Source organism: Anoxybacillus gonensis (assembly GCF_001187595.1).
GTDB lineage: Bacteria > Bacillota > Bacilli > Bacillales > Anoxybacillaceae > Anoxybacillus > Anoxybacillus gonensis.
The window spans coordinates 2,462,940-2,489,312 of the sequence record NZ_CP012152.1; the positions used below are offsets into that span (position 1 = coordinate 2,462,940).

At 44.2% G+C, this 26,373-nt stretch carries 28 protein-coding genes; 1 reads left to right on the forward strand and 27 read right to left on the reverse strand.

What is annotated here, in order from left to right:
* Window positions 1–2 precede the first annotated feature (2 nt).
* The 25 genes from AFK25_RS12935 to AFK25_RS13055 form a co-directional block, all read right to left on the reverse strand.
* Window positions 3–968 carry a gluconeogenesis factor YvcK family protein gene (locus tag AFK25_RS12935; protein WP_019417457.1) on the reverse strand — a complete coding sequence of 322 codons (966 nt, stop codon included), beginning with the start codon at window positions 966–968 and terminating at the stop codon, window positions 3–5.
* A complete protein-coding gene (gene rapZ / locus AFK25_RS12940; RefSeq protein WP_035066241.1) occupies window positions 965–1,855 on the reverse strand; it encodes an RNase adapter RapZ in 891 nt (296 codons plus the stop codon). The genes AFK25_RS12935 and rapZ overlap by 4 nt, the downstream gene beginning before the upstream one ends.
* A 17-nt stretch (window positions 1,856–1,872) precedes the next feature.
* Window positions 1,873–2,331, reverse strand: coding sequence for an NUDIX hydrolase (locus AFK25_RS12945; protein ID WP_009362297.1), 459 nt, complete (start codon window positions 2,329–2,331; stop codon window positions 1,873–1,875).
* Between the two features lie 226 nt (window positions 2,332–2,557).
* Entirely contained in the window at window positions 2,558–3,505 is a 948-nt protein-coding gene (gene trxB, locus AFK25_RS12950) for a thioredoxin-disulfide reductase (RefSeq protein WP_009362298.1), read from the reverse strand.
* A gap of 90 nt (window positions 3,506–3,595) precedes the next feature.
* Window positions 3,596–5,038 carry a tetratricopeptide repeat protein gene (locus tag AFK25_RS12955; protein WP_035066237.1) on the reverse strand — a complete coding sequence of 481 codons (1,443 nt, stop codon included), beginning with the start codon at window positions 5,036–5,038 and terminating at the stop codon, window positions 3,596–3,598.
* Window positions 5,039–5,121: 83 nt separating this feature from the next.
* Window positions 5,122–5,736, reverse strand: a complete 615-nt coding sequence (gene hisIE / locus AFK25_RS12960; protein ID WP_009362300.1) for a bifunctional phosphoribosyl-AMP cyclohydrolase/phosphoribosyl-ATP diphosphatase HisIE — start codon at window positions 5,734–5,736, stop codon at window positions 5,122–5,124.
* Window positions 5,733–6,491, reverse strand: a complete 759-nt coding sequence (gene hisF, locus AFK25_RS12965) for an imidazole glycerol phosphate synthase subunit HisF (protein WP_035066234.1) — start codon at window positions 6,489–6,491, stop codon at window positions 5,733–5,735. The genes hisIE and hisF overlap by 4 nt, the downstream gene beginning before the upstream one ends.
* A complete protein-coding gene (gene hisA, locus AFK25_RS12970) occupies window positions 6,488–7,216 on the reverse strand; it encodes a 1-(5-phosphoribosyl)-5-[(5-phosphoribosylamino)methylideneamino]imidazole-4-carboxamide isomerase (protein WP_035066231.1) in 729 nt (242 codons plus the stop codon). Before hisA ends, hisF begins: the two co-directional genes overlap by 4 nt.
* On the reverse strand, window positions 7,216–7,848 hold the full coding sequence (gene hisH / locus AFK25_RS12975; protein ID WP_035066228.1) for an imidazole glycerol phosphate synthase subunit HisH: 633 nt from the start codon (window positions 7,846–7,848) through the stop codon (window positions 7,216–7,218). The genes hisA and hisH overlap by 1 nt, the downstream gene beginning before the upstream one ends.
* Window positions 7,849–8,436, reverse strand: coding sequence for an imidazoleglycerol-phosphate dehydratase HisB (gene hisB, locus AFK25_RS12980; RefSeq protein ID WP_035066225.1), 588 nt, complete (start codon window positions 8,434–8,436; stop codon window positions 7,849–7,851).
* Window positions 8,433–9,710 carry a histidinol dehydrogenase gene (gene hisD, locus AFK25_RS12985; protein WP_035066222.1) on the reverse strand — a complete coding sequence of 426 codons (1,278 nt, stop codon included), beginning with the start codon at window positions 9,708–9,710 and terminating at the stop codon, window positions 8,433–8,435. The genes hisB and hisD overlap by 4 nt, the downstream gene beginning before the upstream one ends.
* Window positions 9,700–10,341 carry an ATP phosphoribosyltransferase gene (gene hisG, locus AFK25_RS12990; RefSeq protein ID WP_026011628.1) on the reverse strand — a complete coding sequence of 214 codons (642 nt, stop codon included), beginning with the start codon at window positions 10,339–10,341 and terminating at the stop codon, window positions 9,700–9,702. Before hisG ends, hisD begins: the two co-directional genes overlap by 11 nt.
* A complete protein-coding gene (locus AFK25_RS12995; RefSeq protein ID WP_009362307.1) occupies window positions 10,341–11,519 on the reverse strand; it encodes an ATP phosphoribosyltransferase regulatory subunit in 1,179 nt (392 codons plus the stop codon). The genes hisG and AFK25_RS12995 overlap by 1 nt, the downstream gene beginning before the upstream one ends.
* Window positions 11,520–11,671: 152 nt before the next feature.
* On the reverse strand, window positions 11,672–12,160 hold the full coding sequence (locus AFK25_RS13000; protein ID WP_009362308.1) for an acyltransferase: 489 nt from the start codon (window positions 12,158–12,160) through the stop codon (window positions 11,672–11,674).
* A complete protein-coding gene (ppaX, locus tag AFK25_RS13005; protein WP_035066219.1) occupies window positions 12,147–12,803 on the reverse strand; it encodes a pyrophosphatase PpaX in 657 nt (218 codons plus the stop codon). Before ppaX ends, AFK25_RS13000 begins: the two co-directional genes overlap by 14 nt.
* Window positions 12,793–13,728 carry a nucleoside recognition domain-containing protein gene (locus tag AFK25_RS13010; RefSeq protein ID WP_035066215.1) on the reverse strand — a complete coding sequence of 312 codons (936 nt, stop codon included), beginning with the start codon at window positions 13,726–13,728 and terminating at the stop codon, window positions 12,793–12,795. Before AFK25_RS13010 ends, ppaX begins: the two co-directional genes overlap by 11 nt.
* 21 nt (window positions 13,729–13,749) lie before the next feature.
* Window positions 13,750–14,559 (reverse strand): prolipoprotein diacylglyceryl transferase, encoded by an 810-nt coding sequence (gene lgt, locus AFK25_RS13015; protein ID WP_035066212.1) that lies wholly within the window; start codon window positions 14,557–14,559, stop codon window positions 13,750–13,752.
* 14 nt (window positions 14,560–14,573) lie between these two features.
* Window positions 14,574–15,509: an HPr(Ser) kinase/phosphatase gene (gene hprK / locus AFK25_RS13020; RefSeq protein WP_009362312.1), complete on the reverse strand. Its 936-nt coding sequence runs from the start codon at window positions 15,507–15,509 to the stop codon at window positions 14,574–14,576.
* Between the two features lie 79 nt (window positions 15,510–15,588).
* The gene (locus AFK25_RS13025; RefSeq protein ID WP_009362313.1) at window positions 15,589–15,933 is read right to left on the reverse strand and encodes a phage holin family protein; all 345 of its coding nucleotides are present in this window, start codon (window positions 15,931–15,933) and stop codon (window positions 15,589–15,591) included.
* Window positions 15,930–16,127, reverse strand: coding sequence for a PspC domain-containing protein (locus AFK25_RS13030; protein ID WP_035066208.1), 198 nt, complete (start codon window positions 16,125–16,127; stop codon window positions 15,930–15,932). The genes AFK25_RS13025 and AFK25_RS13030 overlap by 4 nt, the downstream gene beginning before the upstream one ends.
* Entirely contained in the window at window positions 16,124–16,453 is a 330-nt protein-coding gene (locus AFK25_RS13035) for a magnetosome magnetite crystal formation protein family (protein ID WP_035066206.1), read from the reverse strand. The genes AFK25_RS13030 and AFK25_RS13035 overlap by 4 nt, the downstream gene beginning before the upstream one ends.
* Before the next feature lie 75 nt (window positions 16,454–16,528).
* Window positions 16,529–19,381 (reverse strand): excinuclease ABC subunit UvrA, encoded by a 2,853-nt coding sequence (gene uvrA / locus AFK25_RS13040; protein ID WP_035066203.1) that lies wholly within the window; start codon window positions 19,379–19,381, stop codon window positions 16,529–16,531.
* Window positions 19,382–19,384: 3 nt separating this feature from the next.
* Entirely contained in the window at window positions 19,385–21,358 is a 1,974-nt protein-coding gene (gene uvrB / locus AFK25_RS13045) for an excinuclease ABC subunit UvrB (protein ID WP_035066200.1), read from the reverse strand.
* A gap of 108 nt (window positions 21,359–21,466) precedes the next feature.
* On the reverse strand, window positions 21,467–21,691 hold the full coding sequence (locus AFK25_RS13050; protein ID WP_009362318.1) for a CsbA family protein: 225 nt from the start codon (window positions 21,689–21,691) through the stop codon (window positions 21,467–21,469).
* A gap of 2 nt (window positions 21,692–21,693) precedes the next feature.
* Window positions 21,694–22,857 (reverse strand): PDZ domain-containing protein, encoded by a 1,164-nt coding sequence (locus tag AFK25_RS13055; RefSeq protein ID WP_420806284.1) that lies wholly within the window; start codon window positions 22,855–22,857, stop codon window positions 21,694–21,696.
* 178 nt (window positions 22,858–23,035) lie between these two features.
* On the opposite strand from AFK25_RS13055, the gene AFK25_RS13060 reads away from it, so the two are divergent.
* Window positions 23,036–23,449 carry a MerR family transcriptional regulator gene (locus tag AFK25_RS13060; RefSeq protein WP_009362320.1) on the forward strand — a complete coding sequence of 138 codons (414 nt, stop codon included), beginning with the start codon at window positions 23,036–23,038 and terminating at the stop codon, window positions 23,447–23,449.
* 37 nt (window positions 23,450–23,486) lie between these two features.
* On the opposite strand, the gene AFK25_RS13065 is transcribed toward AFK25_RS13060, so the two are convergent.
* Window positions 23,487–24,923, reverse strand: a complete 1,437-nt coding sequence (locus AFK25_RS13065) for a S41 family peptidase (RefSeq protein WP_035066194.1) — start codon at window positions 24,921–24,923, stop codon at window positions 23,487–23,489.
* 176 nt (window positions 24,924–25,099) lie between these two features.
* On the reverse strand, window positions 25,100–26,362 hold the full coding sequence (locus AFK25_RS13070; protein ID WP_035066193.1) for a murein hydrolase activator EnvC family protein: 1,263 nt from the start codon (window positions 26,360–26,362) through the stop codon (window positions 25,100–25,102).
* Between the last annotated feature and the right edge of the window lie 11 nt (window positions 26,363–26,373).

The window sequence follows — 26,373 nt, forward strand, 5'->3', positions numbered from 1 at the left end:
TCCTATGAATATGTGCCGTGCGAAGGAGGTGCAAGAAGCGAAAGGAGCAACGCCGCTACTTTTTTTGTATCGTGACGCACCGTTCCATCTCGCTCATCAATGATCGCATCACAAATGACTTGTAAACCGAGCGCTTCTAACTTTGCCGTATCACAAACGACAGGTGCAGCCAATTCTTTTGCATACCGCTCCTTTGTTTCTGGCAAAATCGGCGCATCGTTTACAATAATTGCATCTAAAAATGCACACGCCATATGATCATACAGCGCTTTCACATGATCGCTCGCTGTATAGTTTAACGTTTCTCCCGCCTGAGTCATGACGTTGCATATATATACTTTTTTCGCTTTGGATTGACATACCTCTTCGCCAATTTTAGGAACGAGTAAGTTCGGTAAAATGCTTGTGTACAAACTCCCGGGACCGATGACGATTAAATCAGCTGTTCGCAATTCGGCAATCGTTTCATCTAGCGGTTCAATGTTTGCCGGAGTTAAAAATACACGCTTTATTTTCTTTCCGGAATACGGAATTTTCGACTCACCTGATACAATTGTCCCGTCTTCCATTTCCGCATGCAACACAACGCTTTCATTTGCTGCCGGCAACACTTTTCCACGCACATTTAATACTTTTCCCATTTCACGAACCGCGCGCACGAAATCGCCAGTAATTGACGTCATGGCCGCTAAAATTAAGTTGCCGAGCGAATGACCTGATAACCCATTTCCGTTTTCAAAGCGATGTTGAAATAATTCAATAATTAGCGGCTCTACATCTGAAAGAGCAGCAAGCACATTTCGAATATCTCCAGGTGGAGGCATATCGAGTTCATCGCGCAATCTTCCTGAACTGCCACCGTCGTCTGCAACAGTCACGATCGCTGTTAAGTCAACATTATATTGCTTTAACCCGCGAAGCAATACAGGAAGCCCCGTTCCTCCACCAATCACAACGATTTTTTTCATTGGTGCGTATCCTTTCTTTTCGCAATATCTCGATGTGACACGTGCGTTGTATATTCGTCTGCAAAATAACGCCCGATATACTCCGCTAACGTAACAGACCGATGCTGTCCGCCTGTACATCCGATCGCAATTACCACTTGACTTTTCCCTTCTCGTTTATAGTGCGGGAGCATAAACGCCAACAAATCTGTTATTTTTTCAATAAATTTTTGCGTTTCCGTCCATTTTAATACGTAAGATGATACTTCTTCATCTAATCCTGTTTTTGGCCGCATATGTTCAATATAATGCGGATTCGTTAAAAAACGAACATCAAAAACGAGATCGGCATCAATCGGTAGACCGTATTTAAACCCGAATGAAACAACATTGACAGAAAAAGTTGTCGTTGCTGGCGTTGCAAATGTTTGAACAATTTTTTCACGCAGCTCCCGCGGTTTTAAGTTAGACGTATCAATAATCATTTGTGCGCGCCCTTTTAATTCTTCAAGCAACTCGCGCTCCAACTTAATTCCTTCAAGCGGCAATCCGCTTGGCGCAAGGGGATGAGAACGGCGCGTTTCTTTATAACGGCTGACGAGCGTCGCATCGCTTGCATCTAAAAATAAAATTTGTGGAGTCACCCATGATGTTTCTGCTAAATCATCTAGCGCGGCAAAGAGACGGTCAAAAAAGTCACGGCTCCGCAAATCCATGACGAGTGCAATTTTATTCATTTTATTTCCTGATTCACGAATTAATTCAAGAAACTTCGGCAATAAGGTCGGCGGTAAATTATCGACACAAAAATAGCCTAAATCTTCAAAACTTTGGATAGCTACCGTTTTTCCTGCCCCTGACATACCGGTAATGATAACCATTTGAATGTGCGCTGAACCTGTGCTCATCTTTCTCTCCCCTTTCTTTAACTCGGATCCAGTCGGTAAGACAACAGCTCAAATTCCTCTGTATACGTAAACGTGCCGTACATAATTCCTGTTCCTTTAATGACATAATCAATAATATGGTAATCGCCCGGCGCCATCGGAAGCGTTGGAATGTGCTCAATTGGATGCCAAGCAAGTTCCCCTTCTTCACATTGTAATACGTTTTCACCATCAAAATGTTCCGCAAAAAATGTGAACATCATCCACTCCGAAACGACTTCTTCTCCTCGTTTCATGACAAATGTAAATACCCCTTTTAATTGCGGGTTTTTAATATAAATGCCTGTTTCCTCGCGATATTCGCGCACACAAGCTTCTCGTACTGATTCTCCTTGCTCCATTTTTCCACCCGGCGCCACCCACCAGCCACGCCGAGGCTTTTTCAACAATAGAACGTGTCCGTCTTTCACTAATACACAGTTCGTTACTCGTTGCAACGTCCGTTCACCTCAATAATGAATATGTTTTTTTCATTATACTATTTCTTACAAACGGTCACAAAGTATAAATTTTGAAACGTTTTCATCACATAAAAAAGAAAGCACGGGACAAAAGCCCGTGCCAACAAGTGTATATAAAAAGGGGGTCAATTACTTACTTTTATCATACTCTTTTATTGTTTCAAGCGTGTTACAGTTCAATTAAAGCAACATTACGTTTTTATTACTTAATGTTAAGCTTTTCCTTTAGTTCTTCTACGTAATGTTGTGCGCTTTGTGCCGCAATACTTCCGTCTCCTGTTGCGGTAACAATTTGACGAAGCGACTTTTCACGAACATCCCCCGCTGCAAAAATGCCAGGCACTTTTGTTTCCATCAATTCGTTCGTTTCAATGTAGCCATTTTCATTCGTAATGCCGAGCGAAGCAAACGGCTTTGTTAATGGCACCATACCGATGTAAATAAACACTCCATCACATGGAAACTCACGCTCTTCCCCTGTTTGCGTATGAACGAGCGTCACGCTGCCGACACGACCATCTTTTTCGTTAATTTGCTTTACTGTATGATTCCAAATGAAATCAATTTTTTCATTTGCAAACGCGCGTTGCTGTAAAATTTTTTGTGCACGCAACTGGTCGCGGCGATGAACGATCGTCACTTTGCTTGCAAAGCGTGTTAAATATACGCCTTCTTCTACTGCCGAGTCTCCACCGCCAACGACGACAAGCTCTTTTCCTTTGAAAAACGCTCCGTCACATACTGCACAATATGAAACGCCGCGTCCCCCTAATTCTTTTTCACCAGGAACGCCAAGCTTTTTATACTCCGCTCCTGTCGCAATAATAATCGCACGCGCTTTATATTGTTGGTTGCTTGTTACAACCGTTTTATATTGTTCGCCATCAATCACTTCTTTCACATCGCCGTATGCATATTCAGCGCCGAATTTTTTCGCATGTTCAAACATTTTTGTCGCCAATTCCGGTCCAAGAATATGATCATAACCTGGATAGTTTTCTACTTCTTCTGTATTTGCCATTTGACCACCAGGAACTCCGCGCTCAAGCATAAGCGTCGATAAATTCGCCCGCGATGTGTATACCGCTGCCGTCATTCCTGCCGGACCTGCACCGATAATAATGACATCATAAATTTTTTCTTGTGACACGTTTCTTCCACCCTTTCTGCATGCTTCTCCATTTTATCGTTTCCATATTTCTATCGTAATACAACAAAACAAAAGGGTCTATTAACTTGCTCATTCGTGCCACTTCTGTTTAATCACTTTCACATACTTTCCGATCGTTGCAACGGACACCCCATAACGTTCTGCCATCATTCGCTGCGTCACACGCTCACCACGATGTTTACGAAACATATATTCAAACGCCGCCGCCCACGCTTCGTGATTAGAAAACGAATCAATTTCCTTCATTGTCTCAACGAAGAAAGAAAACCAAGCAAGATATAAAGGCTCATATTCAAAACCGTTATGTTGAACAAGTAACGTGACAATACGGTGCGCATCTACCATAGGCTTTTGGCGGTCATGATCATATACGTAATCGCTCCACTGTTGTAAAAGCGGATGAGACCACGCTTGCTTTGGAAACGGACAATCGTCTGCTATAAACGATTTGCTAATTAAATATAGCGCATAAAATGAAGAAGCCACATCTTGCTTTTCAAATAAAGATTGAATATGTTCAATCGTCTGTTCACGATAGCGCCACGGCTCGCTTCCTTTTTTATCTGGATGAAGCGCAATTAATTTTTGCCACATCGACTCCGCTAACGTGCGATATCCCATATGATATGCAGCATATGCATACCAATAATAAAACGGTGCATCTCCTTCAAAGCCGCGCCGTTGCAATTGACGGAACCATTGAAACGCTAAATCATAGCGTCCGACAATTGCAAACGTCACTCCAAGCTTGTAACGATGCTCGAGTGAAATCGGATATACTCCTTGCAACGACTGGGTAAGTGAAAACAATCGCTCTTGCTCTTGTAAATAATACGAAAACACCGCATCGTTGCAAAGGGCATGCAAATTGCCTGGATTTTGTTGCAAAATGTATGCGATCGTTTGTCTTGCTTTTTCGACATTCCCTTGATAAAAATAAGCGAGCGCTAAATTGTTATAAGCAGCCCAATTTTCTGGATGTTGTTCAATCATTTCTTCAAACAAAGCAATCGCTTCCTGAAATTCACCTTTTTCAAGCAACGCGCGAGCTCGTTCTTGTTTCATTAACATCTCATCGTAATTGATCCACTCATCGTCATCTTGTTCAATCGTTAAAATATCTAATAAATCGAGCGTATATTCCGCAAACTCCCCATCTGGCTCGCGTTCCATATACTGTTCAGCATACTTCGCCGCCTCGCCAAATAACCCTAAGTGGGCATAGTTGTTTGCTAAAAAATAAAAACATTCCGTTAAATGACTATCATGTTCAATAACGCGCAATAACCATTCGTTCGATTGCGCATATTCCCCCAATTCTGACAATACAATCGCCAATTGGCACGCAAATGTGCTTTGTTCTGGTTCAAGTTGCACCGCCCGTTGCAAATATGCTTTCGCTTTATGCAAATCCCGGCGACGATAACATGTTAATCCTTTATTAAAAAAGTACGTACCGTCTTGAATAAACGGAATGACTTTTCCGACACGTTTTTGCAAATGTTTTTCCATCGAACCCTCCATGTTGATTTCTTTCACCGAAAGAAAGTATACCACATTTTCGCTTCAGAACAACATGGATGGGGAAAAAAGGATCAGCGATGACGCTCCGCTAATACAGAAAGCACATCATCGAGCGATACGCGCTGCTCACGCAACAAAACGAGCAAATGATATAATAAATCGGCTACTTCCCATCGCAGTTCTTCTTTTGAACGATTTTTTGCTGCAATAATGACTTCTGCGGATTCTTCTCCAACTTTTTTTGCGATCTTATCAATTCCCTTTTCAAATAAATATGTTGTATACGATCCTTCTGGACGTTTCGCTTCACGCTCCGCAATGACCGATTCTAACACATTTAGCACCGCAAAACGATCTGGTTTAACAACAGGCTTTTCACCTTGCAACCGATGATGAAAACAAGAGTACTCTCCTGTGTGGCATGCCGGTCCTTTCGGCTCAACAAGAATAAGAAGCGCATCTGCATCACAGTCGTAGCGAATATCAACAACTTTTTGTACGTTTCCGGACGTTTCTCCTTTATGCCATAACTCTTGCCGCGAGCGGCTGTAAAACCATGTTTCTTTCGTTTCTAACGTTTTTTGTAACGATTGCTCGTTCATATATGCTAATGTCAACACTTCTTTACTATGTGCATCTTGTACGATTGCCGGCACAAGCCCTTGCTCATTAAATCGAATATTCATCGAACGTTTACCCCCTTTTCGCGCACGTATTGTTTCACTTGCTGGACAGACGTTTCTTTATAATGAAAAATCGAAGCAGCTAATGCGGCATCTGCTTGAGCCGTTTGAAACACCTCGACAAAATGTTGAGCGCACCCTGCCCCTCCCGATGCAATAACAGGGACGGATACCGCTTCACTTACTCGTTTCGTCAACGCCAAATCAAAGCCGTCTTTTCCGCCATCGCGATCCATGCTTGTTAATAAAATTTCTCCTGCTCCGCGCTTCACAGCTTCTTTCGCCCATGCAACAACTTCCCAATCCGTCGGACGTCGACCGCCGTGCGTATAAACACGCCACGATTGCATCGTTGGATCGTACTTTGCGTCAATCGCGACAACAATACATTGCGAACCAAAAAATTGTGCCCCTTCTGTAATAAGCTCTGGACGCAACAATGCCGATGTATTGACAGACACTTTGTCCGCACCCGCACGCAAAATCGTTTTCATATCTTCTAATGTGCGAATGCCGCCTCCGACAGTAAACGGGATCGCAAGCTGAGCAGCAACGCGCCGAACGACGTCTACCATCGTTTTTCGTCCTTCATGTGATGCGGAAATATCTAAAAACACAAGCTCGTCCGCCCCTTGCTCATCGTATATGCGCGCAAGCTCAACCGGATCGCCCGCATCGCGCAACGAAACAAATTGTACACCTTTTACGACGCGACCATCTTTCACATCTAAACAAGGGATAATGCGTTTTGTAATCATTTCTCCACCGCCTTTAACGCCTCAGCGACGGTAAACTGATTTGTATATAACGCTTTGCCGACAATTGCTCCACATACTCCGTCGTTTTCGAATTGTTTTAAAGCGCGTAAATCATCAAGCGAGCGAATGCCTCCGGAGGCGATAACACGTTTGTTCGTTTCTTTCGCTAATCGAACGACCGCATCGATATTTGGCCCTGATAACATGCCGTCTGTCGCAATATCCGTAAAAATAAATGTTTCCGCTCCAGCTTCCGCAAGCTGTTTGCCAAGTTCAACCGCTTCGATCGTTGATGTATGCGTCCATCCTTCTGTCGCAACAAACCCATTTTTCGCATCAATGCCGATGACAATGCGCTCACCATATGTGCGAAGCATCGCTTTCACAAACGGAGGATTGGAAATGGCTGCGCTCCCTAAAATGACGCGCGCCACACCTTGCTCTAAATAATAGGCAACATCTTCTTCCGTGCGAATGCCACCACCAATTTGAACGTTTACTCCAAGCTTCTTTGCTACTTCAACGACGAACGCATCGTTCACTCGTCTCCCTTCTTTTGCTCCATCTAAATCGACCATATGAATCCATGTCGCACCTTGCGAAACAAACGAACGAGCCATTTCAACCGGGGAATGTCCGTATACTGTTTCCTGATTGTAATCTCCTTGTATAAGACGAACGCACTTTCCGTTGCGCATATCGATCGCTGGATAAATGGTAAACATTAGCCCCTCTCCCTTTCTACAATCCTCGCATAGTTTTGCAATAGACGCATACCGAGCGTTCCGCTTTTCTCGGGATGAAATTGTGTACCAAATATTGTGCCACATCCAACAACCGCAGGAACTTCCACATCATATTGGGCGCTAGCTAGCACAACCGTTGGTTCATTCGTTTGCACATAATACGAATGAACGAAATATACATGCCCTCGGTCAACACCATCAAAAAGCGGAGATGGTTGATGAAAAATGAGCTCGTTCCATCCCATATGTGGTACTTTATATCGTTTTCCCTCTTTTGTCATACCGCTAAAACGAACGACGCGACCTGGAAGCAACTTTAACCCAGCCGTCAAACCGTTTTCTTCGCTTTCTTCAAACAATAGTTGCATCCCTAAGCAAATGCCGAGAATCGGCTTTCCTTTTGCTACTTGTTCATGAATAAATGAGTCTAGCTTCGTTTCCGTCAATATGTGCATCGCATCTTTAAATGATCCAACGCCCGGTAAAATGAAGCCATCTGCTTGGCGCAGTTTATCTTGATCACTTTCAACAATATACGGCACGTTTAGCCGTTCTAACGCTTTACTGACGCTATATAAATTTCCCATTCCATAATCAATGATGCCGATCATTTACAACATCCCTTTCGTCGACGGTACCGATTTCACGCGCGGATCGATCATCGTTGCCTCATCGAGCGCACGAGCGAGTGCTTTAAATACTGCTTCAATCATATGGTGCGTATTGCGACCGTAATGGATGATGACATGTACATTCATTCGTGCTTCTAATGCTAGTTTCCATAAAAATTCGTGCACGAGCTCGACATCAAACGTCCCTACTTTTTCACTCGGAAACTGGCCGCGAAACTCAAGATGTGGACGATTGCTTACATCAATCACGACTTGGGCAAGCGCATCGTCCATCGGAACGAGCGCATTTCCGTATCGTTTGATCCCTTTTTTATCACCGAGCGCTTCTCGAATCGCTTGCCCTAAACAAATGCCAATATCTTCCGTCGTATGATGATCGTCAATGTGCGTATCTCCTTTTGCGTGAACAAATAAATTAAAATGTCCATGTTTTGTAAACAAATCAAGCATATGTGTTAAAAACGGAACCCCTGTTTCTAACTCCGCCTTTCCTTCCCCATCAATCGTAAACGAAAGCTCAATTTGTGTTTCATTCGTCACCCGTTTGATTGTCGCTGTTCGCATCATTTTTCTCTCCTTTTCAATCGTTCCTCTACTGCTCGCGCATGTGCTTCAAGCCCTTCTAACCGCGCAAATGCTGCAATTTTTTCCACATGTTGTTTCCATGCTTGCTCGCTATAAAAAACGATGCTTGACTTTTTCATAAATGCGTCGACTGTTAGCCCAGAAGAAAAACGAGCGGTACCATTTGTCGGTAATACATGATTCGTTCCCGCAAAATAATCTCCAACCGGTTCAGAGCTGTACGGACCTAAAAATATCGCACCTGCATGTCGAATGTCACTTAATTGCTCAAACGGCTCGGCCGTCATAATTTCTAAATGTTCTGGCGCTAATTCGTTCACAACGTCAATCGCTTGTTTCATCGTATCGGTCACATAAATGACACCATAATCACGGATCGCTTTTTGTGCGATGTTTTTTCGCGGGAGGGTAGCTAATTGCTTTTCGACTTCTTCTTCTACTTTTAACGCAAGCTGTAAAGACGGTGTAACAAATATGCTAACCGCTCGTTCATCATGTTCCGCCTGCGATAATAAATCCGCCGCAATTTCATTCGGCTTTGCCGTCTCATCCGCTAGCACAACAATTTCGCTCGGTCCCGCAATCATATCAATATCGACTTGACCGAACACTTCTCGTTTCGCGAGTGCGACATAAATGTTTCCAGGTCCAAAAATTTTATCGACTGGCTCAATCGTCTCCGTGCCGTACGCTAATGCAGCAATCGCTTGAGCGCCGCCAACTTTATATATTTCTTGAACACCAAGCTCACATGCCGCAACAAGTACAGCAGCCGGCAACGTTCCACGCTCATTTGGCGGGGAAACGATGACGATGCGCTTTACTCCAGCCACTTGCGCAGGAATGACATTCATCAATACCGATGACGGATAAGCTGCTGTTCCACCCGGCACATATAAACCGACCGCATCAAGAGGCGTCACTTTTTGGCCAAGAATCGTTCCATCTTCGCGCGTCATAAACCATGACGTCGTGCGTTGCCGCTCGTGATATTCGCGAATGTTTTGTGCCGCTTCGCGAATAATATGAACCATTTCTTCGTCAATGAGCCAATACGCTTCTTCAATTTCTTCTTGCGTAACCGCTAGCGTATGAAGTGAAATGCCATCAAACATTTCCGTATATTTTTTTAGCGCGGCATCTCCGTTATTTCGCACATCCTCAATCATTCGTTTCACCGCTTGTCTTTGTTCTTCCGTTCCGCTTTCAATCGTCCGCCGAAGCGAGACCGTCCCTTGCACACGTTCAATTCTCATTGCTCTCCCTCGCTTTCTCGATCGCATATGTTAAACGATCAACCATATGTTCAATCGCTCGATCTTGCATGCGATAACTCACTGGATTCACAATAAAACGCGACGTCACATGAACAATTCGTTCAAGCTCAACGAGCCCGTTTTCTTTTAACGTTCGCCCTGTCGAAACAATGTCGACAATTCGTTCCGCTAAACCGATCAGCGGTGCTAATTCCACTGACCCATTCAGTTTAATAATTTCAACTTGCTCCCCTTGTTCACGAAAATATGTCGATGCAATATTTGGATACTTTGTTGCGACTCTTGGGGCGATCGGGTGAACGCGCGTATTCGGCAACCCTGCTACCGCCAAATAACAAGGACTAATGCGCAAATCTAACATTTCATACACATCTCGCTCTTCCTCAAGAAGCACATCTTTCCCAGCAATGCCGACATCGGCAACCCCGTGTTCAACATATGTCACTACGTCCATCGGCTTCGCTAAAATAAAGCGTAACTGTTCATTTGGGACGTCAATCATCAACTTTCGTGAATGTTCTAAGTCATCAGGAATGTCGTAGCCCGCTTGTTTTAACAGTACGAGCGCCTCCGTAAAAATACGTCCTTTTGGCATAGCAACCGTCAGCATCATCGTTCATCCTTTCCGCGTTTCCCTAGTACATACACCACGTCATCAAACGATGCCGTAAATGGATCCATATTTTGAATGCCTGCGACGTGCTGCAATACGACGTTTTCTCCTTTTTGTCTCATTTCCGTCGCTTTCGCATACGCCTCAGCGAAACGTTCTTGACTAAAAATGATGCACGTCGTTTTTTCTCTACGGCGTTGCTCCCCAATCGCTTCCATCAAACGATCGAGCCGCACGCTAAAGCCAGTCGCAGGGGACGGGCGATGAAATTTCGCCAGCAATTCATCGTATCGTCCACCATTTCCAAGTAAAAATCCAACATTTTTTGCGTACACTTCAAAAAGAACGCCGGTATAGTAACTCATATGGCTCACTAAGCTCATATCTAATTTCACCATATCCGTAACGCCATATTGGTCAACATACGTCCATAATTGTTCTAATTCATCAAGAGCGCGCTGCTCTGCCTCTGTCGTTGCATACGTTTTTGCTTCTGCAATGACTTCCTCTCCACCCCTTAATGTTAAAAGGCGTAAAAGGCGATCGCGATCAATCGAAGAAAGCGGCAATGACTTGACGTGTTCTCGATAACCGACGTAATTTTTTTCGTATAAAAAGCGGCGCAACGTTTCTACTCGTTGTTCTTGACGCAAAACATCGAAAAATAACGCATCAACATAACCAATATGACCAATCGTTACCGTAAAATCACATAGTCCGGCCCGCTTTAACGCAAAAATCATTAAACTAATCACTTCCGCATCAGCATACATCGTGCCGTCTCCGATGTATTCCACACCCACTTGTTCAAACTCTGCCGGTCGCCCTCCTTCCCGCTGTTGAGCGCGAAACACATTTGCTGCATACGCTAAACGGAGCGGACAACCTTCCTCATACAGCTTTGAGGCCGCTAAACGAGCAATAGGAGCAGTCATATCTGGACGCAACACGAGTGTATGTCCTTCACGATCAAGCAACTTAAATAGTTGCTGATCTAAAATGGCCGATGCCTTTCCGACCGTTTCATCATATTCTAGCGTTGGCGTTTCAATAAACGAATATCCCCACGTTTCGATTTCTTGCATCATCGCTTCGCGCAACGCACGTTTTGTTTTATATACATCCGGCAACGTATCCCGCATGCCGAGCGGCTTTTCAAACATAAATACTCTCATTTTCGTCCCGTCCTTCTTTTACTTTAGTTCGCTAATATATTAGCAAAGTAAAGCTTGTTATTTGTAGTTTACTCCCCGTTTTTCGTTTCGTCAACTACAAACTCATTCGATGTTTTTCAACTTGAATCCTTTCTATTTAATAAAAAAACGCCTTAGCGTTCGCTAAGACGAATGATTTGCATCGGATTGCCGCCAACAAATGCGCCAGCTGGCACATCGCGATGTACGAGCGTACCTGCGGAAACAACGGCACGATCCCCGATCGTCACACCCGGCAAAATGGTTGTATTCGCTCCAATCATGACATCGTCGCCGATGATAACGTCTCCAAGCCGATACTCGTTCACTAAATATTCATGCGCTAAAATCGTCGTATTATAACCAATAATTGTGTTATTGCCAATGCGAATTTTTTCTGGGAACAAAATATCTGGCATCACCATGAACGCGAGCGCCGTATGTTCGCCAATTTCCATGCGTAAAAACGTGCGATACAACCAGTTTTTCAGCGGAAAAAAAGGAGTATACCGCCCGATGAAAATGATGATGACATTTTTCAATACTTTCCAAAACGAAACGGTTCGATATAGTTGCCATAAAGAGTTTGCCCCTTGTACAGCATGGCGTTCAGTTTTTCTCAACGCCAGTCACCCCTAAAATACTTAACAAATCGCTCATTTTCTCAAGCATAAAATCCGGCTCGTATTTAGCTAAATGCTCGCGTCCTTTAATCGTCCAAGCCACCCCTGCCGTTTTTGTCCCCGCATGTTTTCCTGCTAAAATGTCATGGTGATTATCCCCGACCATTAACGTTTCTTCCGGCTTCGCTTGCAAACAAGCGAGCGCTTTTTCAATCGGTTCCGGATGCGGCTTCGCATGCTCAACGTCATCGAGCGTAATGATGCATTGGAAAAACGAGTCTAACTTTGTTAACTTCAATCCCATATTGACCGTATGACGAATTTTCGTCGTCACAATGCCGAGTTTAAACCCTTGTTCATGTAGCGTTTGTACCGTATCATATACCGTTTCATATTCTTTCACTAACGCATCATGATGGGCATGGTTAAACGCCCGATACGTTTCAATCATTTCATCAACGCGCTCTGGATTGATCGCTTCAAACGTATCACGCAATGGCGGACCAATAAAAGCAAGCACATCTTCGCGCGTATATTGATTTGGATAGTAATGGTTGAGCGTATGCAAAAATGATTCAATAATTAAGTCATTCGTATTAATAAGCGTTCCATCTAAGTCAAACAAAATCGTATTAATATTCATACGTTGCTTCCTTTCTTTTTCGATGTTCCATGCGATTCCAAATGAAACTGAGCGTAGCCGTCAATAAAATAGCTGTGACAAGCCGAATGATAAGAAGCGGCCAGACGGGAATACCAAGCGGCACAAACAATAGCGTATCTTCTACAACCGCATGGCACGCCACTAAAAATAAAAACGTTAACGTTAAATCTTTTTTAGACACCCCATCTTCTTTCACCGCTTGAATCATCACACCCGCACCATAAGCGAGCCCAAACAATAAACCTGCCGCCATCGTCAGCGATGCATTTTCACGAATGCCGAGTAAACGCGCAAACGGGGATAACCATTTCGAAAACGTATCCAGCCACTTTAATTCTTTTAACACTTGAATGGCAATCATCAACGGAATAATGATCAACGCAAGCTGTCCAATGCCGTATAACGCTTTTTCGATTCCTGTCCAAGCGATTTCCCCCCATGTATTCGGCGTGGTTGAAGCCTGCGGTACAAGTCCGTATTTCGCCATTTGTTGCCCGCCATCCCAAAAGACGTGAATGAGCCAAGCCGCACTAAACGCTAACCCGACCCGAACCACAACCGTCCACCAAACACGAACACCGACTTGTGCTGCAACGGCAGACTCAACGAGCATATTGTGCGAAAACGACAACATAACAGCTAAAATAAACACTTCTTTCACTGTCAAATCCATCGTTAACATCGCACCGATGCCAGCGTATAAATTTAAAAAATTGCCGAGCACTAAAACGAGCGCGGCATCCCCCGGCAAACCGATCCAACGCATCATCGGCGTCAAACCGTTTGTCACCCAAGGTAAAACGGGGGAATATTGTAGCAACGTCACAATGACGGTAATCGGAAAAATGACTTTTCCGAGCGTCCATGTCGTTTTCAATCCAACAAACAAACCCCTTCGCAACATGACCGCCTTCCCTCCCTTCGTTTAATCGTTATACCGCTCGTTTGCTAAGCCGCGCATGCGGCGCAAAACGATCATTCCAACCGCAAAGGCAATAAGCAACAATGAAATAAACTGCGCCATACGAATCGTTTCTGTCAACATTAAGCTATCTGTGCGCAATCCTTCAATGAAAAAGCGCCCGATTGAATACCAAATGATATACGTGAAAAATAACTCTCCCCGCCTTAAATTTCTTCTCCGCAACGCAAGCAAAACGAGAAAGCCGAGCATGTTCCATAATGATTCATATAAAAACGTCGGATGGTAATATTGCCCTTGTATGTACATTTGATTAATGATCCAGTCCGGCAAATGCAAGCTTTCTAAAAACGCACGCGACACAGGGCCTCCGTGCGCCTCTTGGTTCATAAAGTTGCCCCAACGCCCGATCGCCTGCCCTAAAATAATGCTCGGCGCTGCAATATCAGCTAATTTCCAAAACGACAATTTTCGCTTTTTCGCAAAAACGATGCCTGTCACAATCGCACCAATTAAACCGCCATGAATGGCCAAGCCACCGTGCCAAATTTGCGGAATTTCACTTATATGTTTGGAATAGTAGTCCCATTGAAACATAACGTAATACACACGTGCGCATAAAATCGCAATCGGCACAGCAATTAATACAAGATCAACAAACGTTTCTTTTCGTATACCTAGCCGTTCGCTTTCTCGCGTAGCTAGCCAAAGCCCAAGCAATACGCCCGTCGCAATAATGGCACCGTACCAATAAATTGTAATTGGACCGAGCTGGAAAAAAACGCGATCGAGCGGTTCAATATGCATGAACATTCCCTCTCATCCTCTCATTCATAATCATGTTCCGCATCGCCAATTGCATCTGCCAAGCGTGCAGAAAATTCTTCCGCCGCATTCACGCCCATACGTTTTAGACGGAAATTCATCGCTGCCACTTCAATAATGACCGCTAAATTTCGCCCCGGACGAACAGGGATCGTCAATTTCGTCACTTCCGTATCAATAATTTTTACCTTTTCTTCTTCAAGACCGAGACGATCGTATTGTTTGTTTGGATCCCATAATTCTAAATCAATGACAAGCGAAATGCGCTTATGCGGGCGCACTGCTCCTGCCCCAAATAACGTCATCACGTTAATGATGCCAAGTCCGCGAATTTCAAGTAAATGTTCAATCAGCTCCGGCGCGCTTCCAATGAGCAAATTTTCATCTTCTTGGCGAATTTCGACGCAATCATCCGCCACGAGACGATGTCCACGCTTCACGAGCTCTAGCGCCGTTTCACTCTTTCCGACGCCGCTTTTTCCTGTAATGAGTACACCGACACCGTACACATCGACAAGCACACCGTGCACAGCAGTCGTCGGCGCTAACTTACTTTCTAAATAGTTTGTCAGACGGCTAGCGAGTCGCGTCGTTTTCATCGTCGAACGCATCACCGGCACTTCTTTTTTTTCCGATGCTTCAATCAGTTCTTTTGGCACTTCTAATCCGCGTGAGACGATAATCGCAGGGGTAATATCGGTACATAACTTTTCCATGCGCAATCGCTTTTCTACAGGTGTTAATCGTTCAAAAAAAGACAGTTCTGTCATGCCGAGCAATTGTACACGTTCCGCTGGATAATATGCAAAATAGCCGGCCATTTCAATGCCCGGACGAGATAAATCACTCGTTGTAATCGGACGATGAATCCCTTCCGCCCCGCTTACAAGCTCAAATTGAAACTCATCAATTAAATCTTTTGTCCGCACTTTCGGCATATGAATCCCTCCTTCTTCCTTTTCTCATTGTAACACTTTCAAGGAAAAATAAAAACGCTCACGCACGAAGCGGAACGTTTTACTTTTCTTTTCGCACCGACTCAATGATTAAGTGAAATAGAGAAATAGCAAGCGATGCAAATAATGCCGTACGAAACCCACCAATTTGAAACGAACTTCCCATCAGCCATGCCGTCATCGCTAATGTCATTGCATTAATGACGAACAAAAACAGCCCAAATGTCAATACAGTGACAGGAAGCGTTAGTAAAACAAGTAGCGGTCGAACGAACGTATTGAGAAAAGACAAAAGAACACTTGCAACGAGCGCTGCCCCAACGCTTGATAGATAAATGGAGTCAAAATATCCGGCTAGCGCCAGCAATAAAACAGCGTTGATTGCGATATGTGCCACCCATCTCATACAATGTTCTCCTCACTCGGAATAATTAACAATGCAAGCGCATATAAAATCGCAAACGGCATGATGCCGGTAATCAATAATAAAGCGACAAACAATAAACGAACGACAGTTGCATCCATATTCATATAAGCTGCTAATCCGCTCAACATGCCCGCAACCATACGATCATGACGAAGCCGCACAAGTTTTTTCACTCATATATCCCTCCCGCTTCCTGTATCACTTGTATACCTTTTATAATATTCCAAACAATGACAACCACATGTACAATGCCGCCAACAACGATCCCGATGAATGGAAGGCCAATCCATCCGTCTACCCCAACGATCGTGAATATAAAAAACAATCCAAACGCCATCATGACGATCGCAATAGGGATGAGATGGGACAATAACGATTTTTTCGCATGCTCTTTTACTCGTTCATGTTTTGTGACAAAATAAACGATAATTGGAAATAAAAACGGAGCAAAAAATACACTAAAATAACATAACGCCGCAAGCAATTTATTTCCTTCCATCCATATCCTCTCCTTCCTCTTTACTTATACATACGATTGACGAAAAAGAAAGTTTCGTAAAAAAAACCGAGCGCATTATACGCTCGGTATACGTTGACGCATTCGTTCGCGGTCGCGTTGTAAAATCGGTTGTAAATAACGTCCTGTATATGATTGCTCTATTTGTGCAACTTGTTCTGGTGTACCTGCCGCAACGATTTGTCCGCCACCATCTCCACCTTCTGGTCCAAGGTCAATAATATAGTCTGCCGTTTTAATGACATCCAAATTATGTTCGATGACAAGCACCGTATCCCCTTGTTCAACGAGCCGCTGTAAAACGTTTAATAAACGGGCAATATCATCAACATGCAAACCCGTTGTCGGTTCGTCTAAAATGTATAACGTTCTTCCTGTTGAACGACGATGTAGCTCCGATGCTAACTTCACCCGTTGCGCCTCGCCTCCAGAAAGCGTCGTGGCCGGCTGTCCGAGTTGCATGTAGCCAAGCCCGACATCGTAAAGCGTTTGTAGCTTTCGTTTAATTTTCGGGATATTTTCAAAAAACGTCAACGCCTCTTCGACTGTCATATCAAGCACTTCCGCAATGTTTTTATCTTTATATTTCACTTCCAACGTTTCGCGGTTGTACCGTTTCCCGTGACATACTTCACATGGCACATACACGTCAGGCAAAAAGTGCATTTCAATTTTAATAATTCCATCCCCGCGACACGCTTCACAACGACCGCCCTTTACATTGAAGCTAAACCGCCCTTTTTGATACCCACGCATTTTCGCTTCGTTCGTCGTCGCAAATAAATCGCGAATGTCGTCAAAAACGCCTGTATATGTCGCAGGGTTCGAGCGCGGTGTCCGCCCGATTGGCGACTGATCAATGTCGATCACTTTATCTAAATAGTCGATGCCGCGAATGTCTGTATGTTCCCCCGGCTTTACTTTCGCATGATGTAGTTTTTGCGCTAACGCCTTATGCAAAATTTCATTAATGAGCGTGCTTTTTCCTGAACCGGATACACCTGTCACCGCAACAAACAGTCCGAGCGGAATGCGAACATCGACGTTTTTTAAGTTGTTTTCTCGCGCCCCGATCACTTCAAGCCAACGGCCGTCTGGCTTTCTTCGTTCAATCGGAAGCGGAATAAATTTTTTCCCTGATAAATATTGACCCGTTAACGAACGCGGATCGCTCATCACTTCTTCCGGTGTTCCAGCAGCGACAACTTGTCCGCCATGTGCCCCCGCTCCCGGCCCGATGTCAATTAAATAGTCCGCCGCAAGCATCGTATCTTCATCGTGCTCTACGACAATGAGCGTGTTCCCTAAATCACGCATGCTTTGCAATGTCGCAATTAACCGATCGTTATCGCGCTGATGAAGCCCGATAGACGGTTCGTCTAACACGTATAATACACCGGTTAAGCGCGAGCCAATTTGCGTTGCGAGTCGAATGCGTTGCGCCTCCCCACCAGAAAGCGTTCCTGCAGCCCGATGCAGCGTCAAATAATCAAGTCCGACGTTTTTTAAAAAGCCAAGCCGTTCAACAATTTCACGTAAAATTAAATGGGCGATTTTTTGTTCTTTTTCCGTTAACTGAAGCGTTTCAAAAAACGCTAGCGCTTCATTCACCGACATCGCTGTCACTTCGCCAATATGTTTACCACCAACGAAAACAGCTAAACTTTCTTTTTTTAGTCGATTGCCATGACACGTCGGACACGGTTGTTCAGTCATATATTTTTCCATTTGCTCCCGTACGTAGTCAGACGTCGTTTCCCGATAACGCCGTTCAACGTTGCGCACGACTCCTTCAAATTCAACATACGTTTCACGCACATGACCGAAGTCGTTTTCATAACGAAAATATATTTTTTCCCCATTCGATCCGTACAATAAAAGATCGAGCTGTTCTTTCGGCAACTGTTTTACAGGCACGTCCATATCGATGCCATAATGTCGACATACCGTTTCTAACAATTGCGGATAATATTGCGAACTTTGCGGTTCCCATGGCGCGAGCGCATGTTCACGAAGCGTCAGCTCTTTGTTAGGAATCACTAAGTCGAGGTCCACTTCAAGTTTTGCCCCTAATCCGTCGCACGATGGACATGCGCCGTATGGGCTGTTAAATGAAAATAGGCGCGGCTCTAGTTCGCCGATTGAAAAGCCGCAATGCGGACAAGCATGATGTTCACTAAATAACAATTCTTCTTGTCCGATCACATCGACGAGCACTTTTCCTTCTGCAAGCTTTAACGCCGTTTCAAGCGAATCAGCAAGACGCGACTGAATGCCTTCTTTCATCACAATGCGATCCACGACGACTTCAATAGAATGTTTTTTATTTTTTTCAAGCACGATGTCTTCCGATACGTCACGCAACTCTCCGTCGACGCGAACGCGCACATATCCTTGTTTTTTTATTTCTTCTAACGTTTTCACATGCGTCCCTTTTCGTCCAGAAACGATAGGCGCTAATATTTGCATCTTCGTCCGCTCTGGATATTGCATCAGACGGTCAACCATTTGTTCAATCGTTTGTGACGTAATTTCAATGCCGTGCGTTGGACAAACAGGGCGACCGATGCGCGCAAACAATAAACGTAAATAATCGTAAATTTCCGTCACCGTTCCGACTGTGGAACGTGGATTGCGGCTCGTCGTTTTTTGGTCAATGGAAATGGCAGGCGACAGCCCTTCAATCGAATCGACGTCCGGTTTGTCCATTTGCCCTAAAAATTGGCGAGCATATGCTGATAACGACTCGACATAGCGCCGTTGCCCTTCCGCATAAATGGTGTCAAACGCAAGCGATGATTTTCCAGAGCCAGATAACCCCGTTAACACAACAAGTTTGTTGCGCGGAATGACGACATCAATATTTTTTAAATTGTGCGCACGCGCTCCTTTGACGACAATATGATCCATTCGTTACACCTCAGCTTTCAATTCTAAAATGAGATCGCGCAGCTCAGCAGCACGTTCAAAATGAAGAGCTTTGGCTGCCTCTTTCATTTCTTGTTCCAGTTTGGCGATGAGCGCAACACGCTCTTCTTTCGATAAATGGCGAACGTCTTTTGTTTCATACGTTTCTTTTTCTTCTGCAGCAAATGTCGCACGAATGACATCTGGAATGTCTTTTTGAATCGTTTTTGGCACGATGCCGTGCTCGCGATTGTACGTTTCTTGAATGGCGCGACGCCGCTTCGTTTCGTTTATCGCGATTTCCATCGATTTTGTGATTGTATCTGCATACATAATGACGTGACCGTTTGCATTGCGCGCCGCCCGTCCAATCGTTTGAATAAGCGAACGTTCAGAACGTAAAAATCCTTCTTTATCCGCATCCAAAATCGCCACAAGCGACACTTCAGGAATATCTAGCCCTTCTCGCAATAAGTTAATGCCGACGAGCACATCATATTTACCTAATCGTAAATCACGAATAATTTCAATACGTTCGAGCGTCTTAATTTCCGAATGCAAATAAGCAACTTGAATGCCGATATCTTTTAAATAATCGGTCAAATCTTCTGCCATTTTTTTTGTCAACGTCGTCACAAGCGTTCGTTCATTGCAAGCGATCCGCTTTTGAATCTCATCGACTAAATCGTCAATTTGTCCTGCAATTGGACGTACATCAATGGTCGGGTCTAACAATCCGGTCGGACGAATAATTTGCTCGACAACTTCTGGGCAATGTTCTAGCTCATACGGACCCGGTGTGGCAGAGACGTAAATGACTTGATTCACTTTTTGTTCGAATTCTTCAAACGTCAGCGGACGGTTATCTAACGCCGACGGCAAACGGAAGCCATGTTCCACAAGCACTTCTTTTCTCGCTTTGTCGCCGTTATACATGCCACGAATTTGCGGCAATGTGACGTGCGATTCATCGATGACAATTAAAAAATCGTCAGGAAAATAGTCTAATAACGTATAAGGCGTTGAGCCAGGCGGTCGCAACGTTAAATGACGAGAATAGTTTTCGATGCCTGAACAAAAGCCCATTTCTTTCATCATTTCAATATCGTAGCGCGTCCGCTGTTCTAACCGTTGCGCTTCAAGCAATTTTCCTTGCTCGCGCAGCTCACAAAGCCGCTCTTCAAGTTCTTTTTCAATATTTTCAATCGCCAGTTTCATTTTTTCTTCGCGCGTGACGAAGTGAGAGGCTGGAAAAATCGCCACATGTTCTCGTTCCGCCATCACATGTCCCGTCAACGCATCTACTTCGCGAATACGCTCAATTTCATCACCGAAAAATTCAATACGAATACAATGCTCATCGCGCGAAGCTGGGAAAATTTCAACGACATCTCCGCGCACCCGAAACGTCCCACGGCGAAAATCAATATCGTTTCGTTCGTATTGAATGTCGACAAGGCGACGAAGCAAATGATCGCGCTCGATTTCCATACCGACGCGAAGCGAAACGACAAGTTCGCGATATTCTTCCGGTGAACCTAAGCCGTAAATGCATGAAACGCTTGCGATAATAATGACGTCGCGCCGTTCAAATAACGCAGACGTCGCGGAATGGCGCAATTTATCAATTTCATCGTTAATGCTCGCATCTTTTTCAATGTACGTATCCGTTTGCGGCACGTACGCTTCCGGCTGATAATAATCGTAATAGCTAACAAAATATTCAACAGCGTTGTTCGGGAAAAATTGTTTAAACTCGCTATATAACTGACCCGCTAACGTTTTATTATGAGCGATGACTAACGTCGGTTTATTTACTTGTTGAATGACGTTTGAAATCGTAAACGTTTTTCCTGTTCCTGTTGCCCCAAGCAACGTTTGATGCTTTTTCCCTTGCTGAATCCCTTCGACAAGCTTCGCAATCGCTTTCGGCTGATCGCCGCGCGGCTCATAAGCGGATACTAATTGAAATGCGCTCACATTCGTCCCTCCACTTCATTTCTACTTCGTATTGTACCATATAAACGGAACGAAAAGCGAAAAATACGAACAAATATTCTATGAAAAAACCTGCCCATTTGGACAGGTTTACGAACGTTTTTGTTTCTCGACCATTTGTTTTGCATATAAAAATCCGACAATGAGCGATGCCAAATCTGCAACAATTTCATACAACTGATCCGTATATCCTTTCACGTATGACGCCACTAACAAAGCGACAGTCAGCAATGTCCCGACATAATGGTTATACGTAACCCGCGTAAAAAAAATGACTAACAACGCCGGCACAATTAATGCTAACACAAACCACATGTTTACCCCTCATCTCTTACGAATAACAGTCCGAGTTCGTGATGCTCCCCTTCAAATAAAGCGGTTTGCGCAAAACGAACTTCCCCGTTCTCGTTTAGTACTTCTAGCTTACAAAACGCTCGATTTTGTTGCAACGCCGCGTAAAATTCATCTTCCGTCGCCACTGGTGCACCATTCACCTTCACGATGACTTCTCCAACGGAAAGCGCCATTTTATCCGCTGGCGTGTTCGGCAACACCCCTAAAATGACAAGCCCCGTTGCCCGCTTCGTAAAATATGGCGGACATTTTTGTTCATATAACTTCGCTGATAAGGCAATCCATTCTCTCCATAAAATAGCCACTACAGCAGCGACGATCGCGAGCGGCTTTATCCAATAGCTAGCAATCGCCAGTAAGCTGACGACACACGCTAACAAACCGATGCGCTTGGCCGTCCATTTCGCTAAATGCACAGGTAGCCCCGTTTGCACGCGTTGTGAAAAACCAAGCAAAAACGGAACGAGCACGAACGAATACGTATCGCCATCAGAAATGATTGGCCACCACGCCGCAAACGATTGCACGCCATCCCCCGGCACAGGGATGAACAACGGAACAAGCCAGAGCCGCTGAACGAACTGCTCCCCGATCACAAGCCCTCGCTTACTCGTCACAAGACGAGGAGAACTTAGCTCTGCTCCTTCCCGATCAACGAGCCACATTTCGATAAACAAAAACAACCCGATGAGAAACGCGACAGCTGTCACATTCGTTTCTGTCATATGTGGGAAAAAACGCGTAAAAAACGGCTGCGTCCACTCTGTTTGCGCAAAAAAACTAACGGTAAATATGACGATACTCCCGACATACGCAGCCGATAATAACCGAAGCTGCATAAACAAACTGCATACGATCGTGACGATTGTCCAAAAAACGAGCGTATCATTCGGAAGAACGACCCCAATCCCAACCGTCACAAGCGAAAAAATGAGCGCAAACCAGCTGCGCGAGCGAATAAGTGCACGCCACTCACGCGATGATCGGTACACGCGCGTATGAAAATCTCGCCGTTCTCGTTGTACGCGACGCCAGCCGATAAACAATGCCAATATGACCGCATAATATAATAACGGTTGTAGCCAAAACGTTCCGAATGCTTTCAACCATGCGATTCCCCATTCCATTTCCATCATCTCCATTTTTTCCGATCATCTATTTTGTATTGTAACAAATTTCAAACGTTTATGGTTGACGAAAATTCACTTTCTTTGCCGAATGAACACTAGTTTTGTCAACAAACAAGGAATTTCATAAAAAGTGTCTAACTGTTTGTTCATACATGACCGGAAGGAGCGTGGAACGATGGAGTTAAAAACAAGCGCAGTGGCAAAGCGGCTTGGCGTATCGACGAAAACTGTACAACGATGGGTGAAAAAATATAACATTCCGTGCACAAAAAATGAAGCAGGACATTACGTATTTACGAACGAAGCGATCGAACAGTTAGAAAAATATAAATTTCTTGGCGTGGATGAAGAAGAAAAAGAACACATAGAACAACGTCTCGATGAACTTGAACGAAAAATAGAACAAAAAGCAGATGACGTCGTTTCTTTTCAGTTGCTGCAACATCGACGGGAAATGGAAGAAATGCTCCAACATATCCAACAGCTCGAACAGCGCATTGCTGAGCTTGAACGGCAAAAACAAGCCGAACCGATCATCGAACAACCAACAAAACAAAAACGACGCGGCATCATCAGCTTCTTTTTATAAAATATCCCCCTGCCTATAAAGGCGAGGGGGATTTTGTTTATTTTCCAATGAGTTGTAACGCTTTTTTCAATTGTTCGTCGTATCGTTCGTCGCGAACCGCTTCCATCACTTTTGTTTGCAACATATTCGCTGTTTGCTTATCAATTTTTCCTGTCGCTTGTAAGCCGTTTGCTTTTTGGAACGCTTGAACGGCCTGTTCTGTTTGTTTGCTAAAGTAGCCGTCTTCACGTCCTGGATCAAAACCGAGACCTTTTAACATTTGTTGCGCGCTTTTCACTTGTTCGTTATTCATGTCATATGCTAAAGGTTTGTCGATTTGAAGCGGATGCGCATAGAAAAAGTCAGGCTGTTTCACTTGAACATCCGGTTGAATTCCCTTTTCATGAATCCAGTTTCCATTTGGCGTCAACCATTTGTATAACGTTAATTTTATATGGCTTCCGTCATTCATCGGCAATGCTTGTTGAACTGTTCCTTTTCCAAACGTCTTTTCACCAACGAGCATATAACCTCCCGCTTCTTTTAACGCCGCCGCTAAAATTTCCGATGCCGATGCACTTCCGTTATCGATCAACACGACAATAGGATATGGTTTTTTCTTTGTCATATTTGAGAAAAACTGTTGTTTATCGCCGTCGCGCTCTTCAATTTGTACATACGGTTTTTCTTTTGTCACAAGCTCTTTTAAAATGTCTTCCACACTTTGCAAGTAGCCGCCCGGATTGCCACGTACATCAATGATCAGCCCCGCAATGCCTTTTTCCTCAAATTCCGCTAACTTCTTTTTAAAATCTTCCGCCGTTTTTTCCGCAAACGATGTAATTTCAATATAGCCAATTTGCTTGCCGTTTGCTTGTTTGGTGGATGCATATACCGTCTCAATCGGAATTTCATCGCGCACAACTTCAATCGTCAATACGCCGCTTACTCCCGGTCGAACGACTTCTAAGCGAGCGACCGTTCCTTTTTTCCCGCGAATTTTTAATACCGCTTCATATAAATCAAGCCCTTCTAAACTTTCACCATTCACTTTAATAATTTGATCGTTCGGACGAAGCCCGGCTTTTTCTGCAGGCGATCCTTTAAACGGCGCAACGATCGTCACTTTGCCGTCAACCATGCTTACTTCCGCTCCGATTCCTTCAAAAGAAGAGTCGAGCGACTCGTTAAATCGTTCCGCTGTTTCTTTATCCATATAAACGGAATACGGATCTTTTAACGTCGCAATCATTCCTTGAATCGCTCCGTCAATGAGCTGTTTGTCATCGACGTCATGAACGTATTTTTGTTTAATCATGCTGTATGCTTGTTCAATTTTTTGAAGCTGTTCGTCCGTCGTTTTCTCCGTTGTCGTTGGAATATCGATCGTCATCGTTGACGTATCGGAAGAAAGCGACTGCATGCCGACATACGTCACACCTGAACCGAACAACATCGATAAAGCCATTAGTGCTGCGATTGTTTTTTTGTTCATCGTTTGCCTCCTCACCCTTCGATACATGAAAGGCATCACACCGTGTGCGATGCCTGTTTGTTTTCATTATATGAATAGCTTGTACAGTTCATAACTATGATAAAGATGTATTTATTTTACACCGATCGTGTCATTTTCTCAACCAATACGTAAAAGCACAGCAAACAAGCTGTGCTTTAGAATGGAACATATTTTAGAGGGTCTACTGCATTTGATTTCGATGCATTCCAAGGACCGCGATGCAACTCAAAATGCAAGTGCGCACCGAACGAACGACCTGTGTTCCCCATATAGCCGATCATTTGTCCTTTGCTGACGTTTTGTCCTTCGCCAACAAGACGTGATTCTAAATGAGCATATACTGTCGTATATACTTGTCCATCAATGTAATGCATGATAAAAATAACGTTTCCATAGCTTGATGAATAATATGAGCGATACACGTAACCGTCAGCTGCTGCAACGACAGGGACGCTAGCGCCGCGTTTGCCAATGTCAATGCCGTAATGGAATTCACCCCAACGAGGTCCAAATGTCGATGTAATTGGACCGTTTGCTGGACGCATAAACGCCCCGTCTGTTACAGGAGGCAAACTTCCCCCATCGCTTCCAGACGAACCGCGGCTCGATAATGAGCGTTTCCGTGCTTCTTCTTGCTCTTTTTGCCGGCGAATCATTTCTTGCAATTGATTTTTCATCGCCGCTTCTTGTTTTTCAAGCAACTCTTTTTCTTCTTCTAAAGCGAGTTGTTTTTCTTCTTCATGTTTTTGCTCTTCTTTTAACTGCGCCATTAATTTTTCTTTTTCTGCGATTTGCTTGTTTAACGTCTGTTTTAATTGTTGAAGCTCAGTTAGCTGCTTTTGCAAGCTGACTAACTGATCGTTTAATTGTTGTTCCTTCGCTTCTTTTAACGCCTTATCTGCTTCTTGCTCTTTAATGATTTGACGATCTGCTTCAAAAATAGTCGCAACTGCGCTCATGCGGTCGATAAAGTCGCTAAAACTTTTCGCTCCAAGCAACACGTCTAAATAGCTCACGACACCGCCGCTTTCTTGCAATGAACGCGCGCGCTCTTTCAGCAATTCGTTACGCTGTTCAATGCGAGCAGCGACTTCTTCAATTTCTTTTTTCAGCGCAACGATTTGTTGCTTCGTTTCCTCTATGCTTTGTTGTTTCGCCCGAATGTTGGCGCTCGTTTCTTCTACCGCCAAATCGAGCTTTTTGATTTCCGCATTCACTTTTTCTTGTTCTGCTTTTAACCGTTCAATTTCTTGTTGCGACTGCTCTAATTTACTTTCAAGCGATGATTGTTTTTGTTGCACACTTTTAATTTCTTGCTTCTTTTGTTGAATGTCGCGATTTGTTACTGCATATGCAGGCGCTGCGACACTTGTAAACAGCATTACAGCTGCAACGATCGTTCCCCATCTGTTTCGCACCGTAAATCCCT